We start from the raw sequence: 17,248 nt of genomic DNA, 5'->3' as shown, positions 1-17,248 counted from the left end.
AATGTAAATCATCTTAAAAACCTCAAAAATCATTAGCATGAAAAAGAAAGTAATGTATGCTGCAACGGCAGCATTAATGTTCACAGCAGGTTCTGCCTTCGCACAAGGTGTAGGCAACTTGGCTACGTCAACGCAAACTGGTACTACTAACGTTGGTACCATTTCACAAACAGGCGGTGTAAACAATGCGGCAGAAGTTGGGCAGGCTGGCGTCTCAAACATGGCTACTGTTGTCCAAGATTATGGCATGGACAATGAAGCTTCTGTTTCACAAGCTGGTACCGAGAACGCTGCTACCATTTGGCAGAATGGCGGCATAAGTAATGATGCCGATGTTGATCAGGAAGGTTTGCTAAACAACGCTTATATTGAACAGTCGGAAGGCGAGGGCAATGATGCTGACGTAGACCAAAACGGCGAAGGTAATTACGCAGAAGTGCTGCAGTTATTTGGCGAGGACAACGACGCCGACGTTGACCAAGAGGGTGCCTACAATGAGGCTTATGTGACCCAAGAAGAAGGCGAGAATAACGATGCTGACATCGATCAGGATGGTGATTACAATGTAGCTGCCATTGACCAAGTATCTGGCGAAAGCAATGATGCTGACATCGATCAGGATGGTGACTTCAACTCTGCGTATATCAACCAGACAGATGGTGAAGACAATGACGCCGACATTGAGCAGGATGGTGACGGTAACTTAGCCGAGATCTATCAGCAAGGTGGTGAGAACAACGATTCTGACATTGATCAGGACGGTGATATGAACATCGCTCTTGTTGTACAGCTTGGCGGCGAAAGCAACGACGGTGACATTTATCAGGATGGAGCTCTCAACTCCGCCTATATCGAGCAGACTGAAGGTTTCAGAAACGATGCTGAAATCAGACAAGACGGTTTAGCTAACGGAGCTGCGATTTATCAGTTTGGCGGCGACCACAACACAGCAGCTGTTGCACAGTATGGCGTTGGTAACGTTGCGCTTGTTGAGCAAGATATGGCTTCTTACAATACTGCTAGTGTTACGCAGAGTGGCTGGTTCAATGGCGCGGCAGTATCTCAGACTGGCTTGTTAAACACAGCTTCGGTTTCGCAGGCAGGTATGCTGAACGGTACCAGTGTGATGCAGGCAGGCGACAGCAACACCGCCACCATCAGCCAGATGGGATGGGGTAATGGGGCCTCTGCTACCCAGAGTGGTTCCGGCAACGTGAGCACCATTACGCAGCACTAATATAGAGTTGTTTTGATCCTAAACATGGCACCCAACGCAGTTGGGTGCCATGTTTGTTTATGCCGTTCCCAAAGAACGGCATAAAGTATAAATCCGATACAAAGTACAAAAATCTTATTTGTGATGTGTTGTGATATAGTGAAAATGTATAATTAAAAAAATATAAATTTTAAATAATGTATATGCAACTAATGAAAGTTGTTAAAGTATAATAAACCTGTAAATCATTTTAAACCTTCTAATAGTAACAACACTATGAAAACCAACTTTATCTGTGCGGCGGCACTATCAGCTGTGTTGCTCGCATCCGGAGCGGCCTTTGCTCAGGGCGAGGGCAACCTCTCTACAACACAGCAAGCCGGCACTAACAACAGAGTAGTAGCCACTCAAGTTATGGGGACTGCAAATGTACAATCTACTGTGCAGGAAGGGGATAACAATTTAGTAGGAATATTCCAGACAGGAGGTGTGGACAACAGGGCTACGGTCACTCAAACAGGTATGGCTAACACCACAGGCGTTTGGCAGACATTGGGGCAAGGCAATGAGGCAGAGGTAAACCAGCAAGGCGTTGGCAACACAACCTGGGTGGAACAGTATGGTGGTGTCGCCAAGGGAGCTGTGGTAAGCCAGGATGGGAACTTTAACAGTGTGTATATCAACCAGCCTGATGGGGAAGGCAACACAGCGGAGGTAAGTCAAAGCGGAAATGAGAACGGAGCCTTTGTGCAGCAGGCTGGCGGCCAAAACAATGATGCCAATGTTACTCAGAACGGAGATTTAAACAGCGTATTCCTGGATCAGTCTCCGGGCGTAAGTAATGAAGCAGATATTGTTCAGAACGGAGTTGAGAATTACACCTTCATTGGCCAGTACGGAGGCGAAGACAATGATGCAGAGGTAAGCCAGAACGGTAATCTAAATGGAGCATCTGTGGGGCAATATGATGGTGAAAACAATGATGCCGATGTAGTACAGGAGGGGGAAGCCAACTACGCCCGTATTCTGCAGAATGGGGGAGAAAGCAATGATGCGGATATTACACAGCAAATCAGCATTGAAAACGAAGCCTTGATAGTGCAGGAAGGTGGATTAAACAATGAAGCGGAGATAAACCAGCTACACGATTACAACAATGCATTTATCACTCAGTTAGGAGGTGAGAATAATGAGGCATATATAAGCCAAAGAGGTGATTATAATAATGCAGACGTTACTCAGATAGGAGGTGTAGGAAATTATACAAATCTCGATCAGGGAGGTGAAGGTATGATGAGCGAGATCCTGCAAGATGGAGGCCAGGACAACAGTGTTATGGTAGTGCAGTCTGGCCTGGGGAACTATACCCATGTAGAGCAGATAGGGGGATTAGCTAACACAGCTGTTGTTGACCAAACGGGCGGGTTTGGTGATGGCGCAGTAGTCACCCAGAATGGTGGTGACAACAATATAGCAACGATAGATCAAGACGGTTACTTTTCGACCTCAACTATCATACAAGAGATGGGGTCTTCCAATAATGCTGCGATATCTCAGTATGCAGCAGACAGTATGGCTGATATTTACCAGACAGGTGTGCTAAACTCAGCATCGCTAACACAGAGCGGTGAACTGAATAATGCATCTATTTCACAAAGTGGCACAGGCAACAGCAGTGTGATCAACCAGCAATAAAATGTACAAGAACTTCTCCGCAGTGGGTGTGCAGCCCATTGCGGAGATTTTATAACGTTATTCCCCGACAGGCATTATGAAAAAAGCGACATTAGCTGTGGTAGCCATCACCATGCTGGTGCTGAACCAGGCAACTGCGCAAAACAGCAGAAGCGAGGAGGCGCTGCTTGAAAACCTCCGTTCAAAAAGGATACAAAACAGGCCGTCAGGCGGAGAAGTAGCCATTACGGAGCAGGAAGGGGAGGCCAATGTCTCGCTGGTGCAGCAGGTGCAGACAAGTACTGTGGCGAACCAGGCAAACGTGCTGCAGGTGGGAAGTTACAACCATACCTCACTGCAGCAGCACGGTTCGGGTATAGGTGCCACCATAAGCCAGTACGGCAACGGCAACGCTTATGAAGGCAGCCTGTTGGGCAATAACCTGCAATCTGAGGTAGTGCAGCAAGGCAATGGTAATGCGGTGAACCAGCAGGTGCGTGGCAACAACCTTGATTACAGCCTGATACAACTGGGAAACAACAACACCATCAATCAGATTGAAATAACCCCTGCCTCCAAATCATACCAGGTGGTGCAGGAGGGCAATAACATGAACATCACGATTGAGCAAAGCCGGGGCTTTGTTCCCGTAACTGTTCAAAAGCAGTAGCAAGAAGAGCAGAGGCACACAAGCTTCTGCTCATTTGCCATGCTCAGCTTTCCCATAATTGCCTGTTTCGGAGGTGATAGCTTATACTCTTTTGAGCTTTCTTGCTTTAAAATATAATAATTTTAATTAAAAGCATAACAATTATATTGTTATATGAGTATAACTATGTGCCATTAGATCAATCAGTAGGCTGCATTAAATCACCTCAACTTATCTCTCACATGCCCAAAGCTGCTTTCATCCTTAAGCTTTTTTGCTTTTTTGTGTTTCTTACCGTCCTGACCTCCTGCAACGAGGAGACCGTAGAGCCCGAAGGAGGAGGCTCTATCAGAGGAGTCGTGATCCATGCCGAAACGGACGCACCGATTGCCGGCGTGAGCATCAGCACCAAGCCTGCTACTGCGGCCGTTATCACCGACCAGGAAGGCAACTTCTCCATTGCAGACGTGGATGCCGGAGAGTATAACATCGTGGCGCAAAAAACGGGCTACAAAGTGAAAGGCGTAACGGTTGCGGTGAAGAGTTTTAAGAGCAGCCATGTCACCATTGTGCTGGAGGAGGCTATTGGGGGCGGATTGGCACCAGGCAAGGCGAGCAATCCTGTTCCAGCATCGGGCACAACCTCTCAGCCTACCGATGTTACGCTACGCTGGAAAGCACCCAAGGCCAATAGCGGCGATACCCTTTCCTATGATGTGTACCTGTACGAGTCGGGGAATACGGAGAGAAGGCGCATTGCCGAGGGGGTGGCAGACACGAGCGTGGTGGCTCGGAACCTGAAGTATAACACGACCTATTTTTGGCAGGTGGTGGTGAAGGACGTAAGCGGTAGAGCCACGAACAGCGATGTGTGGAGCTTTACGACTATGGCCCTGACGAATGCCCGCTACCTGTTTGCCCGTGCCGTGGACGGCGACTACAACATTTACCGGTCTGATGGCACAGAAGCCAACACCTTCAGGCTAACCTCCGGCCTAAGCCGCGACTGGTGGCCGCTCCTAAACCCCAAGCGGGATGTCATCGCCTACTCCTCAAACGAGAACATAGAGCCGCAGATCTTTACCATGCGGTTGGACGGCACAGATAAGCTGCAGGTTACCACCGTGCCCATTGCAGGGTACCATAACCAAGGAATAGGGTTTGTGTGGTCTCCGGATGGAGGGCAGCTGATCTACCCGCACTACGATAAGCTGTACCGTATCGAGCGCGACGGCTCTGGGCTTACCGTGCTGGCCACTGCGCCGGAGGGCCGCCACTTCCGCATGCTCGACTGGACAGACCGGGGCAATAAGATCATCGCACAGACGATCGGGCAGAATATCAACGACTCCGAGCTCTACATCATGGACTCTAACGGGGCTAACATGACCCTGCTGGTGGAGAACCTGCCAGGACGTGTGGAAAGTCCGGCTTTCTCGATAGACGGCAGAAGTATACTGTATACCCGCGACGCCGCCGGCTTTGAGAATACAGAGGGCCGCCAGTTGAACTCCCGCATCTACAGAAAAGATCTGGAAATGAACCGCGTGGTGGACCTCTCTGCAGGAAAGCCCGCTGGCACCAACGACCTGTTCCCGCGTTACTCGCCCACCGGAGATAAGATCATTTTCGTGAACACGCCAAACGATGGCTTCGGCCCCTATGATATCTATGTGATGGACGCCAATGGCAGCAACCGCACCAAGATTTTCTCCAATGCCACCATGCCGGATTGGAAATAAGCATCATCTTAAACCACTCAAAAGCAAAGAGCCATAGCAGAAGCTGTGGCTTTTTCTGTTTATGCTTCTGGAGCAGGAGCGGAAACTTTACAGGGTGTCTAGGGTTGGTAAACCATACTTCTCTTGCCGTTGTTTATAGTATAAAACACAGGCTATGGCAAAAAATCAGGAGGAGCAGGTTTGTGAATTGTGTGGCAGAGAGGTGCAGCACCTGTCGCGGCACCACCTGGTGCCCCGCGAGGAGGGAGGCCGCTACGGAGCCACCGCCGACCTTTGCCAACCCTGCCACAGCACCCTGCACCTTACCTTCAGCAACCGCGAACTGGCCCAGGTGTACAACTCCATTCCTGCGCTGCAGCAGGCCGAGCCGCTGCAGAAATACTTGAAGTGGGTGCGCGGAAAACGCATCGAGAAGATTTCGAACCGGCGCGGCAAGCGCAGGTAGGATAAAAAAGAGGCACCGTTGTCGGTGCCTCCCGTTATACTTATTTCAACTCTATCTCCCGAAGCTTCAGGATCAGATCCATTTTAAAGTGATGCAACCCGCTTTCGAGTCCGGCAGGGTAGCTGTGCGGGTTCAGGTAGCGGCGTATACTTTCGTGCAGCTGCGCTATTTCCTCGGAAGTATGTTTTTTTATACTTAGCAGGTCGGGCAAAGTATAAACCAGCTTGCCCTGCTTAAACACGGGCACCAGCAGGTCTTTGTGCTGGGCATCCTGCTCCACGTTGCGGCGGCGGGTAGGGTCCAGCGGGTCTACGATCTGCGGCTGCGGCGGCAATTGCTCCAGTTCGTTGTAGATCATGTCAGCCAGATAGCGCTCCTGGTTAAAGTAACGGCGCACTTGCAGCACGCCGGGGTTGGAGGTCTTCGCAAGCTGCTCCGATAGCTTGATCTTGTATTCCCACGCCCCGTTTTTGAGCGCGGCCAGCTTGTACACGCCGCCCAGGGCAGGCTGGTCGTAGGCCGTGACCATTTTGGTGCCGATACCCCATACGTTGATCTTGGCGCCCTCCTGCTTCAGGTGCGTGATCAGGTTTTCGTCCAGGTCGTTACTGGCCACGATGTTTGTCTCCTTAAACCCAGCTTCGTCCAGTAGCTTGCGGGCCTCCTTGCTTAGGTAGGTCAGGTCGCCGGAGTCGAGGCGGATGCCCCCGAGAACGAAGCCTTTGGGTTGCAGTTTTTTAGCCACCGCGATGGCTTTCTGCACACCCTCCAGGGTGTCGTAAGTGTCCACCAGAAAAACAGAGTCGTGCGGGAAAGCATCGCCATAAGCCTCAAAAGCAGCTTCTTCCGAATCAAAGGCCTGCACCCAGCTGTGGGCGTGCGTGCCTTTTACCGGAATGTTATAAAGCTGCCCCGCCAGCAGGTTAGAGGTGGCATCGGCGCCGCCAATGTACGCGGCGCGTGCTGCCGATAAAGCGCCATCAATGCCCTGGGCCCGACGCATCCCGAACTCGATCACGGTATCGCCTTTGGCAGCCTCCTTGATGCGCGCCGCCTTGGTGGCAATCAGCGTCTGGAAGTTCACGATCGTGAGCAGCGGTGTCTCGATGAGCTGTGCCTGCAGCAGCGGCCCTTTTACCCGCACCAGCGGCTCGCTGGGAAACACGACCGTGCCTTCCGGCACGGCATCCACATCGCAGGAGAACTCCAGCTGACTCAGGTATTGTATAAACTCCTTCTCAAAGAGCGGTTCATTCTGGCTGCCTTTCAGGTTGCTCAGGTAGGCCAGGTCATCCTCGGTAAACTTTAAGGCCTGCAGGTACTCTACCACCTGCTCCAAACCGGCCGCCACCGTGTAGCCGCCGCCAAACGGGTGCTTCCGGAAGTACAGGTGAAACACAGCCTCCCGCTCGGCCATGCCTTGCTTCCAGTAGCCGTAAGCCATGGTGAGTTGGTAGAGGTCGGTGAGGAGGGTAAGGGAGGTGCGGTAGATTTTCTGTAGTGCCATGGGGCTTATACGTGTTGTTTCTGCCGGTAAGTTAGCAAGTATAGCGCAAAATAAAAGGATGATCGGCCGGGGCGGCTGCGAAGCGTTTATACTCAGAAGGCTATAAAAAAACTTGCAGGTTGGCCCACGTATCTGCAACTTTAGGCCATGCAGCAACGACAGTTTATACCTTTCTCGGAGGTTAAGGATAAGAAAGCTATTGTGGTAGACAGTACCCATGCCAACGGCGTAATGCTCTCGCACTGGAAAGGTGCCCCCACACCCGCATCCGTAAAGGATGACACCAGCGCAGCCATTGTGCTAAATGCGATGCGCCAAAACCTGCCCGAGCTGGACCTGCCTTACGTAACGGCCAACCACTTCGACATAGATGGTTTTGTGGGCGTTTGGGCGCTACTGAACCCGGAGCTGGCACTGGAGAACGAGGAACTGCTTCGCCAGATGGCCTTGATAGGCGACTTCCGGGAGCTGGACCTGAACCACCCGCTGGCTGGCGAGGCCCTGAAGCTGGTGTGCTGGCTAAATGCCAAAGAGCGCGACCTGTTCTACAAGCCGTTTGAGGCAGATGAAATGGAGGAGAAGGAGGCGGCGCAGTGCGTGCAGAAGTTCCGCTATTTTCTGCGCGAGTTCGCCCGTGTGCTGCAGGACCCGGACTGGGAAAAAGGAGCGTGGGAAGACGAGGTGGCCAGTGTGTTGCTCGGCTACCGCGACATGTACAAGCCGGATACCAAGATCACGCGCCACCCGGAGATCGGCCTCATCATCATCGAAACGCCACATCCCATCCACTACTACGCCCTTTTTAGCCGCACGCAGGGCTTTGATATGGTGCTGGCCTGCTACCAGGGCAGCAAGTATGAGCTGGAGTACAAGTATACTACCTGGGTAGACATTACCTCCCGGCCGACACTGCCGCGCCTAAGCATGGCGCCGCTGGCTGCTCGCCTGAACGAACTGGAAACCTCCGGCCGCCGCTGGACTTACGATGCTATCACCGAAACCGGCCCCCTGCTCCGCCTTGATGGCGACAAGTTGAACCGCTCGGAGACTTATGCCAACCCTACGGAGCGCGAGATTTATACTTCGTCTATACCCGCAGCGCAGCTGAAGCAGGAGGTGGTAGCCTATTACCAACAGGCATACCAGGACATCCAACCCAAGTATAACTGGACCTGGAAAGAGGTGAAGGAACTGAACAAGTAATCGCCGGCCTGGGTTAAGTCTGAATCAATTGAATTTGCCAGTTGAAGAGACGCAATACGTTTCGTCTCTTACTTTTTTCATTAGCACCGCTAGGTGAGGAACGAGCTTTGTTGTTCACCTTTCGCAGTGCCGGGTCCAGTTATCTTTGCCCCTCTTTGACTGAGAAGGAGGGAGTGTAACTGCTGATGCTGAAGTATAAGTTTCATCACAGCTGTCCTGGCGCGACATGTTACGACCTGACCCCACAATTTATAAACTTACCCCCAGCCCCTCTGAGGAAGGAAATTCACCTCGCCCTGTCATCCCCTAAGAACAGGGGAGAAAGCTAAGTTCAAACTTCGTCAGCGGGAGCTATCGAACCAGATCCCAGTCTTTGGGTTGAGCGCCTATGCGAGTTTTTCCGGTGCCGGAGGCAGCCCGAGGTACGAGGGCAGGAAAAGCTCCCAGCGCGATGCCCGAAGACGAGGCCTCCCGGCCTTGAGGGAGCCAAAGCCAGAAATGCAACAAGTTGGTTTTAGGACTATGGATTCGCAGTAGCTAGTAAGGATAGCTTGGTCAAACTACAGGAAGTAGTGGCAATGGGGAAAGCACGAGCTACAAGCTCGCGCTAGCGGGAAGGAAAACTTAGTACAGACAGCGGGACCAGCAGCTAGACACAGACAGAGGCAATGGCTATGAAAGTATGGCCGAAGTATAAGTATGGCTTTTCAAGCCAGTCGAGTTACAAACCCGCGCCAGCGGGGGACCACAAAACTATAGCCGAAGTATAAGACGGCACAAGCGGACGCTTGCGCCAGAGAAGTATAATGTATGGCTTTTCAAGCCAGTCGAGTCACAGACTTAACATCATTAGTAAGCCACAAATCTGAAGATTTACGCCTGGCAGGTTAGTAAGTATAAAGTTTGGTTCATGCGGATCAGGAACTCCGCAGCGGAGAAGGTTCCGGACTAGGTTGTCCGGAACAGTGAGCAGTTAAGATAGTTTAAAACAACGTGCCGCTTGGCGCCTTGCCTTCCTGCGGCTTCGTGGGCGCCGGGGCTTCGCAGTTCTCCTCGTTAAATACCTGATCGATGGCTTTCTCGGCTTTGCGGAGCTTCTCCTTGCACAGCTTTATCAGCTGAGACGAACGCTGTACTTTCTGCGTCAGTTCATCCACATCCACGGCATCGTTCTCAATGGCGCGTAAAATCTCCTCCAGCTCCTGGGTCGCCTCGCGGTAGGTCATGTCCTTTAGGTCCTTATTCATCGGTATCAATATTTACAACGATACTGTGGAGGCTGCCATCCTGCATTTTGGTCTCCACCACATCGCCTTCTTTTACTTCTTTTATACTTTTAATGATCTTGCCGTCGATGAGCGTAAGCGTGTAGCCCCGCAGCAACAGCTTCTCCGGGTTGTTGGCTTCTATACTCATTTCCAACAGTCTCAGGCGGTGATTCTCCCCCTGAAGCTTGCTTTTGGCCGTATATTCCAGCTTGTCGCTGTACTTGGTAAAGCTTAGCTGCTCTTTCTTCAGTTTATCCTTTGACTCTGTCTCCACACAGTGCACTAGGTGGTTAAGCTCGTGCTCCTTCAGGTGCAGGTAGCGCTGGCTTTTGCCCTCCACGCACACCGATAACTCCTGCAAGTAACGCTGCCGTTCATGCAGCAGGTCTTTGGTGCCGGCATTCACATCCTTCTCCAGATCGCTTACCAGGTGCCGCTGCGCCTCCAGGTAAGCCTTTGGTTTGAGTAATAATCCCCGCGACAGCGTTTCGAGCTTGTCTTTACTGCCTTGCAACAATTGCCTGGTCGTGTTCTGGAAGCGCAGGCTGAGCCGTTCCAGTTTGTCGTCCGTCAGCTTCAGTTGCTGCGCCGCAAACATCCGGATGCTGTCGAAAAGGTCTTCGGCATGCTCCTCTGCTTCCCGAAATTTGTCAATGAGGAAACCGGCCACGGCGGTGGGCGTTTTCAGGCGCGTGTGGGCCACCAAATCGGCTATACTTTCGTCGCGCTCATGGCCAATGCCTGTGAGCACCGGCAGCGGCGAGTTGCCGATGGCAGCCGCTATTTTATAGTCATCAAAGCAGCTTAGGTCTGTCTGAGAGCCGCCCCCCCGTATCAGCACAATGGCATCGAAGGTAGCGCTGTTTTGGGCCACCTGCGCGAAAGCCTGTGCCACGGAGGCCGGTGCCTCGTTGCCCTGCACCGTGGCGGGGAAAAGCCTCGTCTCGAAAACATAGCCGTAGCTGTTGTTCTCCAGTTGGTGCATGAAATCCTGGAAACCAGCCGCGGTGGCGGAGGAAATGACCGCCAGCCGTTTCGGCACCAGCGGCAGCTCCAGCTCTTTGTTTGCCTCCAGCAGCCCTTCTGCCTCCAGGCGTTTCAGCGTTTCGAGGCGCTGGCGGGCCAGATCGCCGATGGTATAGTTTGGGTCGATGTTGGTAATATCGAGGCTGAGGCCGTAAAGCTCATGAAAGCGGACGGTTGCCTGCATCAGGACCTTTAAACCTGCTTTTAGCGGCTGCCCCGTTTTCTCCTCAAAATAGCGCCCCAGCATCTGGTAGCGCGATCCCCAAATAGTGGCCCTGGCCTGCGCCAGCATTTGCCGCGCATCGTCGCCTTTGTCCACCAGTGTCAGGTAGCAGTGGCCTTTGCGGCGGTCCACGTTCACCTGCGCCACCTCCGCCGCCACCCAATAGCTGTCCGGGAAAGCCACCTCCAACTCCTCGCGTATCTGCTGGTGCAGCTCATACAGCGAGAGCGGGGCCTGCTCCTCGTACACTACCGTCTGACGAATAAAGATTTGGGACATGGGCTCAACAACGTTTCAATCTCCTGCACAGCCGGCAGAGCACCGGCTCCTAAAATTCGAAGATAGGATTTTTTGGCTAAAATAATTAGTATGGTAGCGGAGAAAAAGTTTTTAATCACCAGGATCAGGGTTGCAGGATAGTTGGACGCCTAGAGTTTTTCTGCGGAATCAGCTTGATATCCCTGCCTCTCAGCGCTGCATCTAAAAATTTCAAGCTCACGCTCTCGGAGAGCTAAGGAGAGAAACCTGCAGTTGCTTCGGCGGAAGTATAAGTTTCATGGCATCAGGGGTAGCATCAGCTGAAGTATTAACCCATCCCTAGAGAGCTTCGCTCGCTCAAAACTCGTGTTTTGGCTAGTCCACGAGAGAGGAATTGTTCGCTGTGCCGGTTCCAACCACCCCTACCCCTCACAGCTACGCTCGCTACCTTCGAACTCGCGTTCTTGGTAGTCCAAGGAGGGGAGCTCGGTTCAAGTTCTGTAAGCTCTGGCTATCGAACTAGAACCCAGTCTTTGGGTGGGGGTAGGGGCCCTCGAAAAAGAGCGCCTTCTAGATTTCCGGTGACGAGCGAGAGCGAGGCATTGCGACAGCAAATGAAATGTAGACAGCGCGATGCCCTTATCGAGGGCCCCTACCCCCAGGACGAGCCCTCTCGGGCTTGAGAGCAGAAAGTATACTATGCAACTATAGGCTCGTAAGGCCGTGGATGAACAGTAGCTAGTAAGGGTAGCTTGTTTCAAGCTAGGGGAAGCAGTGGCTAATAGAGGCACAAGCGGATACTTGCGCCAAAGCACCATAAAGTATGGCTAAAGCAAGTAAGGTGCTGCAGTCCTCCCAAGTCAAAAAACTACTCTAGCCTGACACAAACCTAAAGATTGACGCAAGTCAGTGTCTAAGTATGTTGTTGTATATCAAACAGAAGTAGAAGAGGTGCCCTGGAAATTCAGAGGTAATATTTTTTGATTTTCAAAAAATATCAGCGATATGTTTGGCTTTTTAAAAAGTCGCGCCGTATACTTGCAACATCAAGTCAATACGCCCTTTGCGGTTATTGATTTATAAAGAAGCGTGGAGAGACAGGCTCTGTGAAACGCTAGCAACCTAACCATCGGTGTTAAGGTGCTAATTCCTGAGTTCGGCAGGGTGCCGGACGAATATAAATTGATACGGTCATGAAAAAGGGAATCAAGCCAACACAGCACGTATTATTAGTTTCACCGACAGAAAAGTCACTGTCGCGTAACCGCATTTTAGCTCCTGCTAATGCTTTCGTCATACGCACGTCCATGTGTGTCATGTGCAGCTGTTGTTGCTGCTAATCAAGGTATAACGCTCCTGTTTTCATACATGGCTTAGTGGCAGATCCCGGATCTGCTGCTACAGCCTACTTATACCTGCATAACCACCTGTCTTCGTTAATTCATGTTTTTTCTTTCTACATACTATAAATCAACATAATCATGTCTCAAACACTGCACTTCGAAACGCTACAGCTGCACGCCGGCCAAGAAATAGATCCCACCACACAGTCGCGCGCTGTGCCTATCTACCAGACCACTTCCTATGCCTTCAAGAATGCTGAGCACGGGGCCAACCTGTTTGCCCTAAAGGAATTCGGTAACATCTATACCCGTATCATGAACCCGACCACCGATGTGTTTGAGAAGCGTGTAGCAGCGTTGGAAGGCGGAGCGGCGGCAGTGGCCGTGGCATCGGGGCAGGCGGCGCAGTTCCTGGCGCTCACCAACATACTGGAGGCTGGAGATAACTTCGTGACGACCAGTTACCTGTACGGCGGCACCTATAACCAGTTTAAAGTTTCCTTCAAGCGACTGGGCATTGAGGTGCGTTTCGCCGAGAACGACGAGGTAGCCAGCTATGAGAAACTGATAGACGAGAAGACAAAGGCCATTTACGTGGAGACGATTGGCAACCCCCGCTTTAATATTCCGGACTTCGAGGCCATTGCCGCACTTGCCCGCAAGCATGATATTCCGCTGGTGGTGGATAATACCTTTGGGGCCGGCGGTTACCTGTTCCGCCCGCTGGAGCACGGGGCCAACGTGGTGGTGGAGTCTGCGACCAAATGGATCGGCGGCCACGGCACCAGCATCGGCGGTGTGATTGTGGATGGGGGCAACTTTAACTGGGGCAACGGCAAATTCAAGCAGTTTTCAGAGCCATCCGAAGGCTACCACGGCCTTAACTTCTGGGAGGTTTTCGGGGAGAACGGCCCGTTCGGTAACATTGCCTTTGCTATCAGAGCGCGTGTGGAAGGCCTGCGTGATTTTGGCCCGGCGCTGAGCCCGTTCAACTCTTTCCTGCTGCTGCAAGGGCTGGAAACACTCTCGCTGCGGGTGGACAGAACGGTGCAGAACGCACTGGCGCTGGCACAGTGGCTGGAGCAGCACGAGCTGGTGGAGAGCGTAAACTACCCGGGCCTGGAGAGCAGCCCCTACCATGAGCTGGCCAAGAAGTACCTGAAGCGCGGCTTTGGTGGCGTGCTATCCTTTAAGCTGAAGGGCGACAAAGAGCAGGCGGAGAAGTTTGTGAATAGCCTGCAACTGGTGAGCCACCTGGCTAACGTGGGCGACGCCAAAACGCTCATCATCCATCCAGCCTCTACCACCCATCAACAGTTAAGCGATGCCGAGCAGCTAAGCGCCGGCGTTGACCCAACCTTGCTGCGCGTTTCCGCCGGCCTGGAACACCTCGACGACATAAAAGCAGATTTTGAGCAGGCCTTTGCCAAGGTAAACGCGGCAGAGCTAGCCATAGATTAAAGTATAAAATGCCAGAACAGCACGTTTTTCATTACCAACAGGAGTTTCAGCTGGAGTCCGGGGCTACGCTACCGGGTTTCCAGCTGGCTTATACCACCTACGGCACCTTAAACCCGCAGCGCAGCAATGTGGTGTGGGTGTGCCACGCCCTTACCGGCAGCTCCGATTTTACCGACTGGTGGTGCGACCTTTTTGGGGAGGGCAAACTCTACAACCCAAGCGAGTGGTTTGTGGTGTGCGCCAATACGCTGGGCGGTTGCTACGGCTCCACGGGGCCGCTGTCTGTAAACCCTAAAACCCTGAAGCCATACTTCCATACGTTCCCGCAACTTACCAACCGCGACATTGTGAGCGCCTTCGACCTGCTGCGGCAGGAGCTGGGTTTGGAGCGGGTGCACAGCCTGATCGGAAGCTCGCTGGGCGGGCAGCAGGCGCTGGAATGGGTACTGCGCAGGCCAATTGTGTTTGAGCGGCTAATCCATGTGGCCAGCAACGCGCGCCACTCGCCGTGGGGTATTGCCTTTAACGAGAGCCAGCGCATGGCTATCCGGCAAGACCCTAGTTGGGCCGCCAGCACAGAGGATGCCGGCAGGGAAGGGATGAAAACGGCCCGGGCCATTGCCATGCTGTCTTACCGCCACTACAACACTTACCAGGAGGCGCAGCAGGAGCCAGGCCATAGTATAACCGATAACTTCCGGGCCTCCAGCTACCAAGTGTACCAGGGCGAGAAGTTGGCAAAGCGCTTTAACGCCTATACCTACTGGCTGCTTTCCAAAGCCATGGACTCGCACAACGTGGGCCGCGACCGGGGAGGCGTGGAGCGGGCGCTGGCGCAGGTAAAGACGAAGTGCCTGTTTGTGAGCGTGGACTCGGACTTACTGTTTCCGGTGGAGGAGCAGCGCTTTCTGCACGAGCATGTGGCTGGCTCGTCCTTTCACCTCATCCGCTCCAACTATGGCCACGACGGCTTTCTGGTGGAGGTGGACCAACTGACAGAGGCCATCCAGCAATTTTATCAACAAGAACAATTAGTAGAAGAGTTAAACTATGAAAAGCAAGAGCGCTAAACGTATAGGAATTTTCGGCTTTGGCTGTGTGGGGCAGGGCCTGCACGATGTACTACAGGATAACCCGCACCTGGACCTGGCCAGGATCTGCGTGCGCGACCGCGAAAAGCTTCGCACACTGCCAAGCCATAGTTTTACCTACGACCCGCAGGAGCTGCTGCAGGACGAGAGTATAGACCTGTATGCCGAGCTGATCAGTGATCCGAAGGAAGCGCTGCAGATAGTGCGGCAGGCGCTGGAGGCGGGCAAGACCATCGTGTCTGCCAACAAGAAGATGATCTCTGAAAATTTGACGGAGCTGGTGGCACTGCAGCAGGAGTTTGGCGGTACGTTGCTATACGAGGCGGCTGTGTGCGGCAGCATTCCAATTCTCCGGACGCTGGAGGCCTACTATGGCAATGAGCCCCTGCAGGAGGTGAGCGGTATCCTCAACGGTTCTTCTAATTACATCCTCACCAAGCTGGACCGCGAAGGCATTTCTTACAACCAGGCGCTGGCACAGGCGCAGGAGCTTGGCTTTGCCGAGGCCGACCCGACACTGGATGTGGGCGGCTACGATGCGCTGCATAAGATAAGCCTGATTGCCGCGCACGCCTTTGGGGCCGTGATAAAGCCGGAGCAGGTGCTGCGGTCCGGCATCCAGCACATTTCCAGGCAGGATGTGGCGCTGGCGCAGGCACTGGGTGCACGCATACGGTTGGTGGCCTCAGCTAAACTGAATAAAAACAACAAACTGCAGCTGCAGGTGCTACCCACGCTGGTGTTCCCTGACTCAGAGTTATACTTTGTGGAGGCCGAGTTTAACGGGGTGCAACTGCAGGCCCGTTACGCAGGTGACCAATTCCTGAAAGGCCGTGGCGCTGGAAGCCACCCAACTGGCTCGGCAGTGTGGGCCGATGTGTCGGCGGCACTGGCTGGCTACAAGTATAACTACCCTAAGTTTAAGTACAACGACGAAGAGGAGCTGAAGCCGGTAGCGTTAGAGGAGGAGGATGAGCTAAAAATCTACGTGCGCACCACCATGCCGGAGTTCTTGCCGCAGCTGCCGTGGCGCGAACTGACCACCTTCGGGGACGATGCCAAAGTGGGGCAACTGGTGGGTACCATCCGCCGAAAGGACCTACTGTTATACTTGCCTGCCCTGAAGCAAACCATTGCGTTTATAGCACAGTTACCGGCGCACGTGTCGGCCGAGCAGGTGGTAAACGCAGCAAGCCTCACACTGGAAGAGGCAGCCTGAAAGATGCTGTGATTTTGCACTCTATTTTGCCGGGAACACGCCAGCAGAACATATAGTAAAGGATAGGTATATATAAATTATACTATAGTTATTTTTAATTTAATAAATTTGCAGCTATTGTCAAAGTCTCACCGTACAAATAATCAGTCTGTTACAGAATTTTATTTGTACCTATATGAGAAGCATTTCTATACACTTATTCACCTTCCTGATGGCAGTCATGGTACTGTCATCATGCAGACAGGATGGGGCTTCACCCATCCGGAACATAAAGGCTGGTCCAACCCTGCTGAGGGTACAAGCCGGCAATGGCCCCTGTGACACCTACACGTACTACTATAACGACGAACAGAAAAACCTAGGCGGAGTGTTTACAAAACAAGTGTTGGTAGCCTTTGCCAGCGGGTTGAGTGCTGAGGAAGAGGCAGAGGTAGTAGCCGCCTACGGATTTGTGCAGGGGAAGAAAGGGCAGATAAGCTCTAACTCAGCGTTGCTGCACAACATTGAACTGGTAGACGGATTAAACTGCAAGCAGGTGGAGGTGGCCATGGAACTATTGGCCAAAGACCCTGCCGTTACGTATGTGGCACCTTACTTCATGAACGGCGACGGCTTGCTGGGCATCAGCAATGAGGCCATCGTGACGATAAATGAGGGCATGGAAGAGGCACTGGCTGCACTCGCCGCCGACTACAACGCCGAAGTATTGATGCCTCTGAGTGGGCATACTTACCTGGTGCGCGTGGACAAGAATTCTAAGGGCAATGCGCTGGAGCTGGCTAACCATTTAAAAGGCAAGGCCGGGATAGCGCAAGCCGAGCCAGATTTTATCGTCACCTCTGAGGTGCCGCTGGCAGATAGCAGAAGGAGAAGCCACGGCTCATACCGCTAAAACCTGAAGTATAAAAAAAGGCCTGCATTGA

13 protein-coding genes and 1 riboswitch are annotated in these 17,248 nt (G+C 52.7%); of the genes, 10 read left to right on the top strand and 3 right to left on the bottom strand.

From position 1 onward, the window contains the following. The first annotated feature begins 37 nt into the window (after positions 1-37). The 5 genes from PXG97_RS08850 to PXG97_RS08830 all read left to right on the top strand — a co-directional run bounded on the left by PXG97_RS08850 (position 38) and on the right by PXG97_RS08830 (position 5,726). Positions 38-1,237, top strand: coding sequence for a hypothetical protein (locus PXG97_RS08850; protein ID WP_276497400.1), 1,200 nt, complete (start codon positions 38-40; stop codon positions 1,235-1,237). Positions 1,238-1,492: 255 nt separating this feature from the next. Further along, on the top strand, positions 1,493-2,911 hold the full coding sequence (locus PXG97_RS08845; RefSeq protein WP_276497399.1) for a hypothetical protein: 1,419 nt from the start codon (positions 1,493-1,495) through the stop codon (positions 2,909-2,911). A 76-nt stretch (positions 2,912-2,987) separates the two neighbouring features. Continuing rightward, positions 2,988-3,560 carry a hypothetical protein gene (locus PXG97_RS08840; protein WP_276497398.1) on the top strand — a complete coding sequence of 191 codons (573 nt, stop codon included), beginning with the start codon at positions 2,988-2,990 and terminating at the stop codon, positions 3,558-3,560. A gap of 263 nt (positions 3,561-3,823) precedes the next feature. Continuing rightward, positions 3,824-5,281, top strand: coding sequence for a carboxypeptidase-like regulatory domain-containing protein (locus PXG97_RS08835; protein WP_276497397.1), 1,458 nt, complete (start codon positions 3,824-3,826; stop codon positions 5,279-5,281). Positions 5,282-5,435: 154 nt separating this feature from the next. Beyond that, positions 5,436-5,726 (top strand): HNH endonuclease, encoded by a 291-nt coding sequence (locus tag PXG97_RS08830; RefSeq protein WP_276497396.1) that lies wholly within the window; start codon positions 5,436-5,438, stop codon positions 5,724-5,726. 40 nt (positions 5,727-5,766) lie between these two features. On the opposite strand, the gene PXG97_RS08825 is transcribed toward PXG97_RS08830, so the two are convergent. Beyond that, complete coding sequence (locus tag PXG97_RS08825) at positions 5,767-7,233, bottom strand: nicotinate phosphoribosyltransferase (protein ID WP_276497395.1); 1,467 nt, start codon at positions 7,231-7,233, stop codon at positions 5,767-5,769. A 147-nt stretch (positions 7,234-7,380) separates the two neighbouring features. Between PXG97_RS08825 and PXG97_RS08820 the strand changes: the two genes are divergently transcribed. After that, positions 7,381-8,436 carry a DUF6687 family protein gene (locus tag PXG97_RS08820; RefSeq protein ID WP_276497394.1) on the top strand — a complete coding sequence of 352 codons (1,056 nt, stop codon included), beginning with the start codon at positions 7,381-7,383 and terminating at the stop codon, positions 8,434-8,436. Between the two features lie 983 nt (positions 8,437-9,419). Here PXG97_RS08820 and xseB read toward each other — a convergent pair. After that, on the bottom strand, positions 9,420-9,683 hold the full coding sequence (gene xseB, locus PXG97_RS08815) for an exodeoxyribonuclease VII small subunit (protein WP_276497393.1): 264 nt from the start codon (positions 9,681-9,683) through the stop codon (positions 9,420-9,422). After that, on the bottom strand, positions 9,676-11,232 hold the full coding sequence (gene xseA / locus PXG97_RS08810; RefSeq protein ID WP_276497392.1) for an exodeoxyribonuclease VII large subunit: 1,557 nt from the start codon (positions 11,230-11,232) through the stop codon (positions 9,676-9,678). Before xseA ends, xseB begins: the two co-directional genes overlap by 8 nt. Positions 11,233-12,285: 1,053 nt before the next feature. Then, positions 12,286-12,395: riboswitch (SAM riboswitch) on the top strand. Between the two features lie 297 nt (positions 12,396-12,692). Here xseA and PXG97_RS08805 point away from each other — a divergent pair. From PXG97_RS08805 to PXG97_RS08790, 4 genes are all read left to right on the top strand, one after another. Continuing rightward, positions 12,693-14,015 (top strand): O-acetylhomoserine aminocarboxypropyltransferase/cysteine synthase family protein, encoded by a 1,323-nt coding sequence (locus tag PXG97_RS08805; RefSeq protein WP_276497391.1) that lies wholly within the window; start codon positions 12,693-12,695, stop codon positions 14,013-14,015. 8 nt (positions 14,016-14,023) lie between these two features. Continuing rightward, complete coding sequence (gene metX / locus PXG97_RS08800; protein ID WP_276497390.1) at positions 14,024-15,085, top strand: homoserine O-acetyltransferase MetX; 1,062 nt, start codon at positions 14,024-14,026, stop codon at positions 15,083-15,085. Continuing rightward, entirely contained in the window at positions 15,066-16,325 is a 1,260-nt protein-coding gene (locus PXG97_RS08795; RefSeq protein WP_276497389.1) for a homoserine dehydrogenase, read from the top strand. Before metX ends, PXG97_RS08795 begins: the two co-directional genes overlap by 20 nt. A gap of 367 nt (positions 16,326-16,692) precedes the next feature. Further along, positions 16,693-17,217 (top strand): hypothetical protein, encoded by a 525-nt coding sequence (locus tag PXG97_RS08790; RefSeq protein WP_276497388.1) that lies wholly within the window; start codon positions 16,693-16,695, stop codon positions 17,215-17,217. The last annotated feature ends 31 nt before the right edge of the window (positions 17,218-17,248 follow it).

This window comes from Pontibacter litorisediminis (genome assembly GCF_029360645.1).
GTDB classification, from domain to species: domain Bacteria; phylum Bacteroidota; class Bacteroidia; order Cytophagales; family Hymenobacteraceae; genus Pontibacter; species Pontibacter litorisediminis.
The sequence above is the reverse complement of the archived record's forward strand: the minus strand, read 5'-3'. Positions and strand labels throughout refer to the sequence as shown.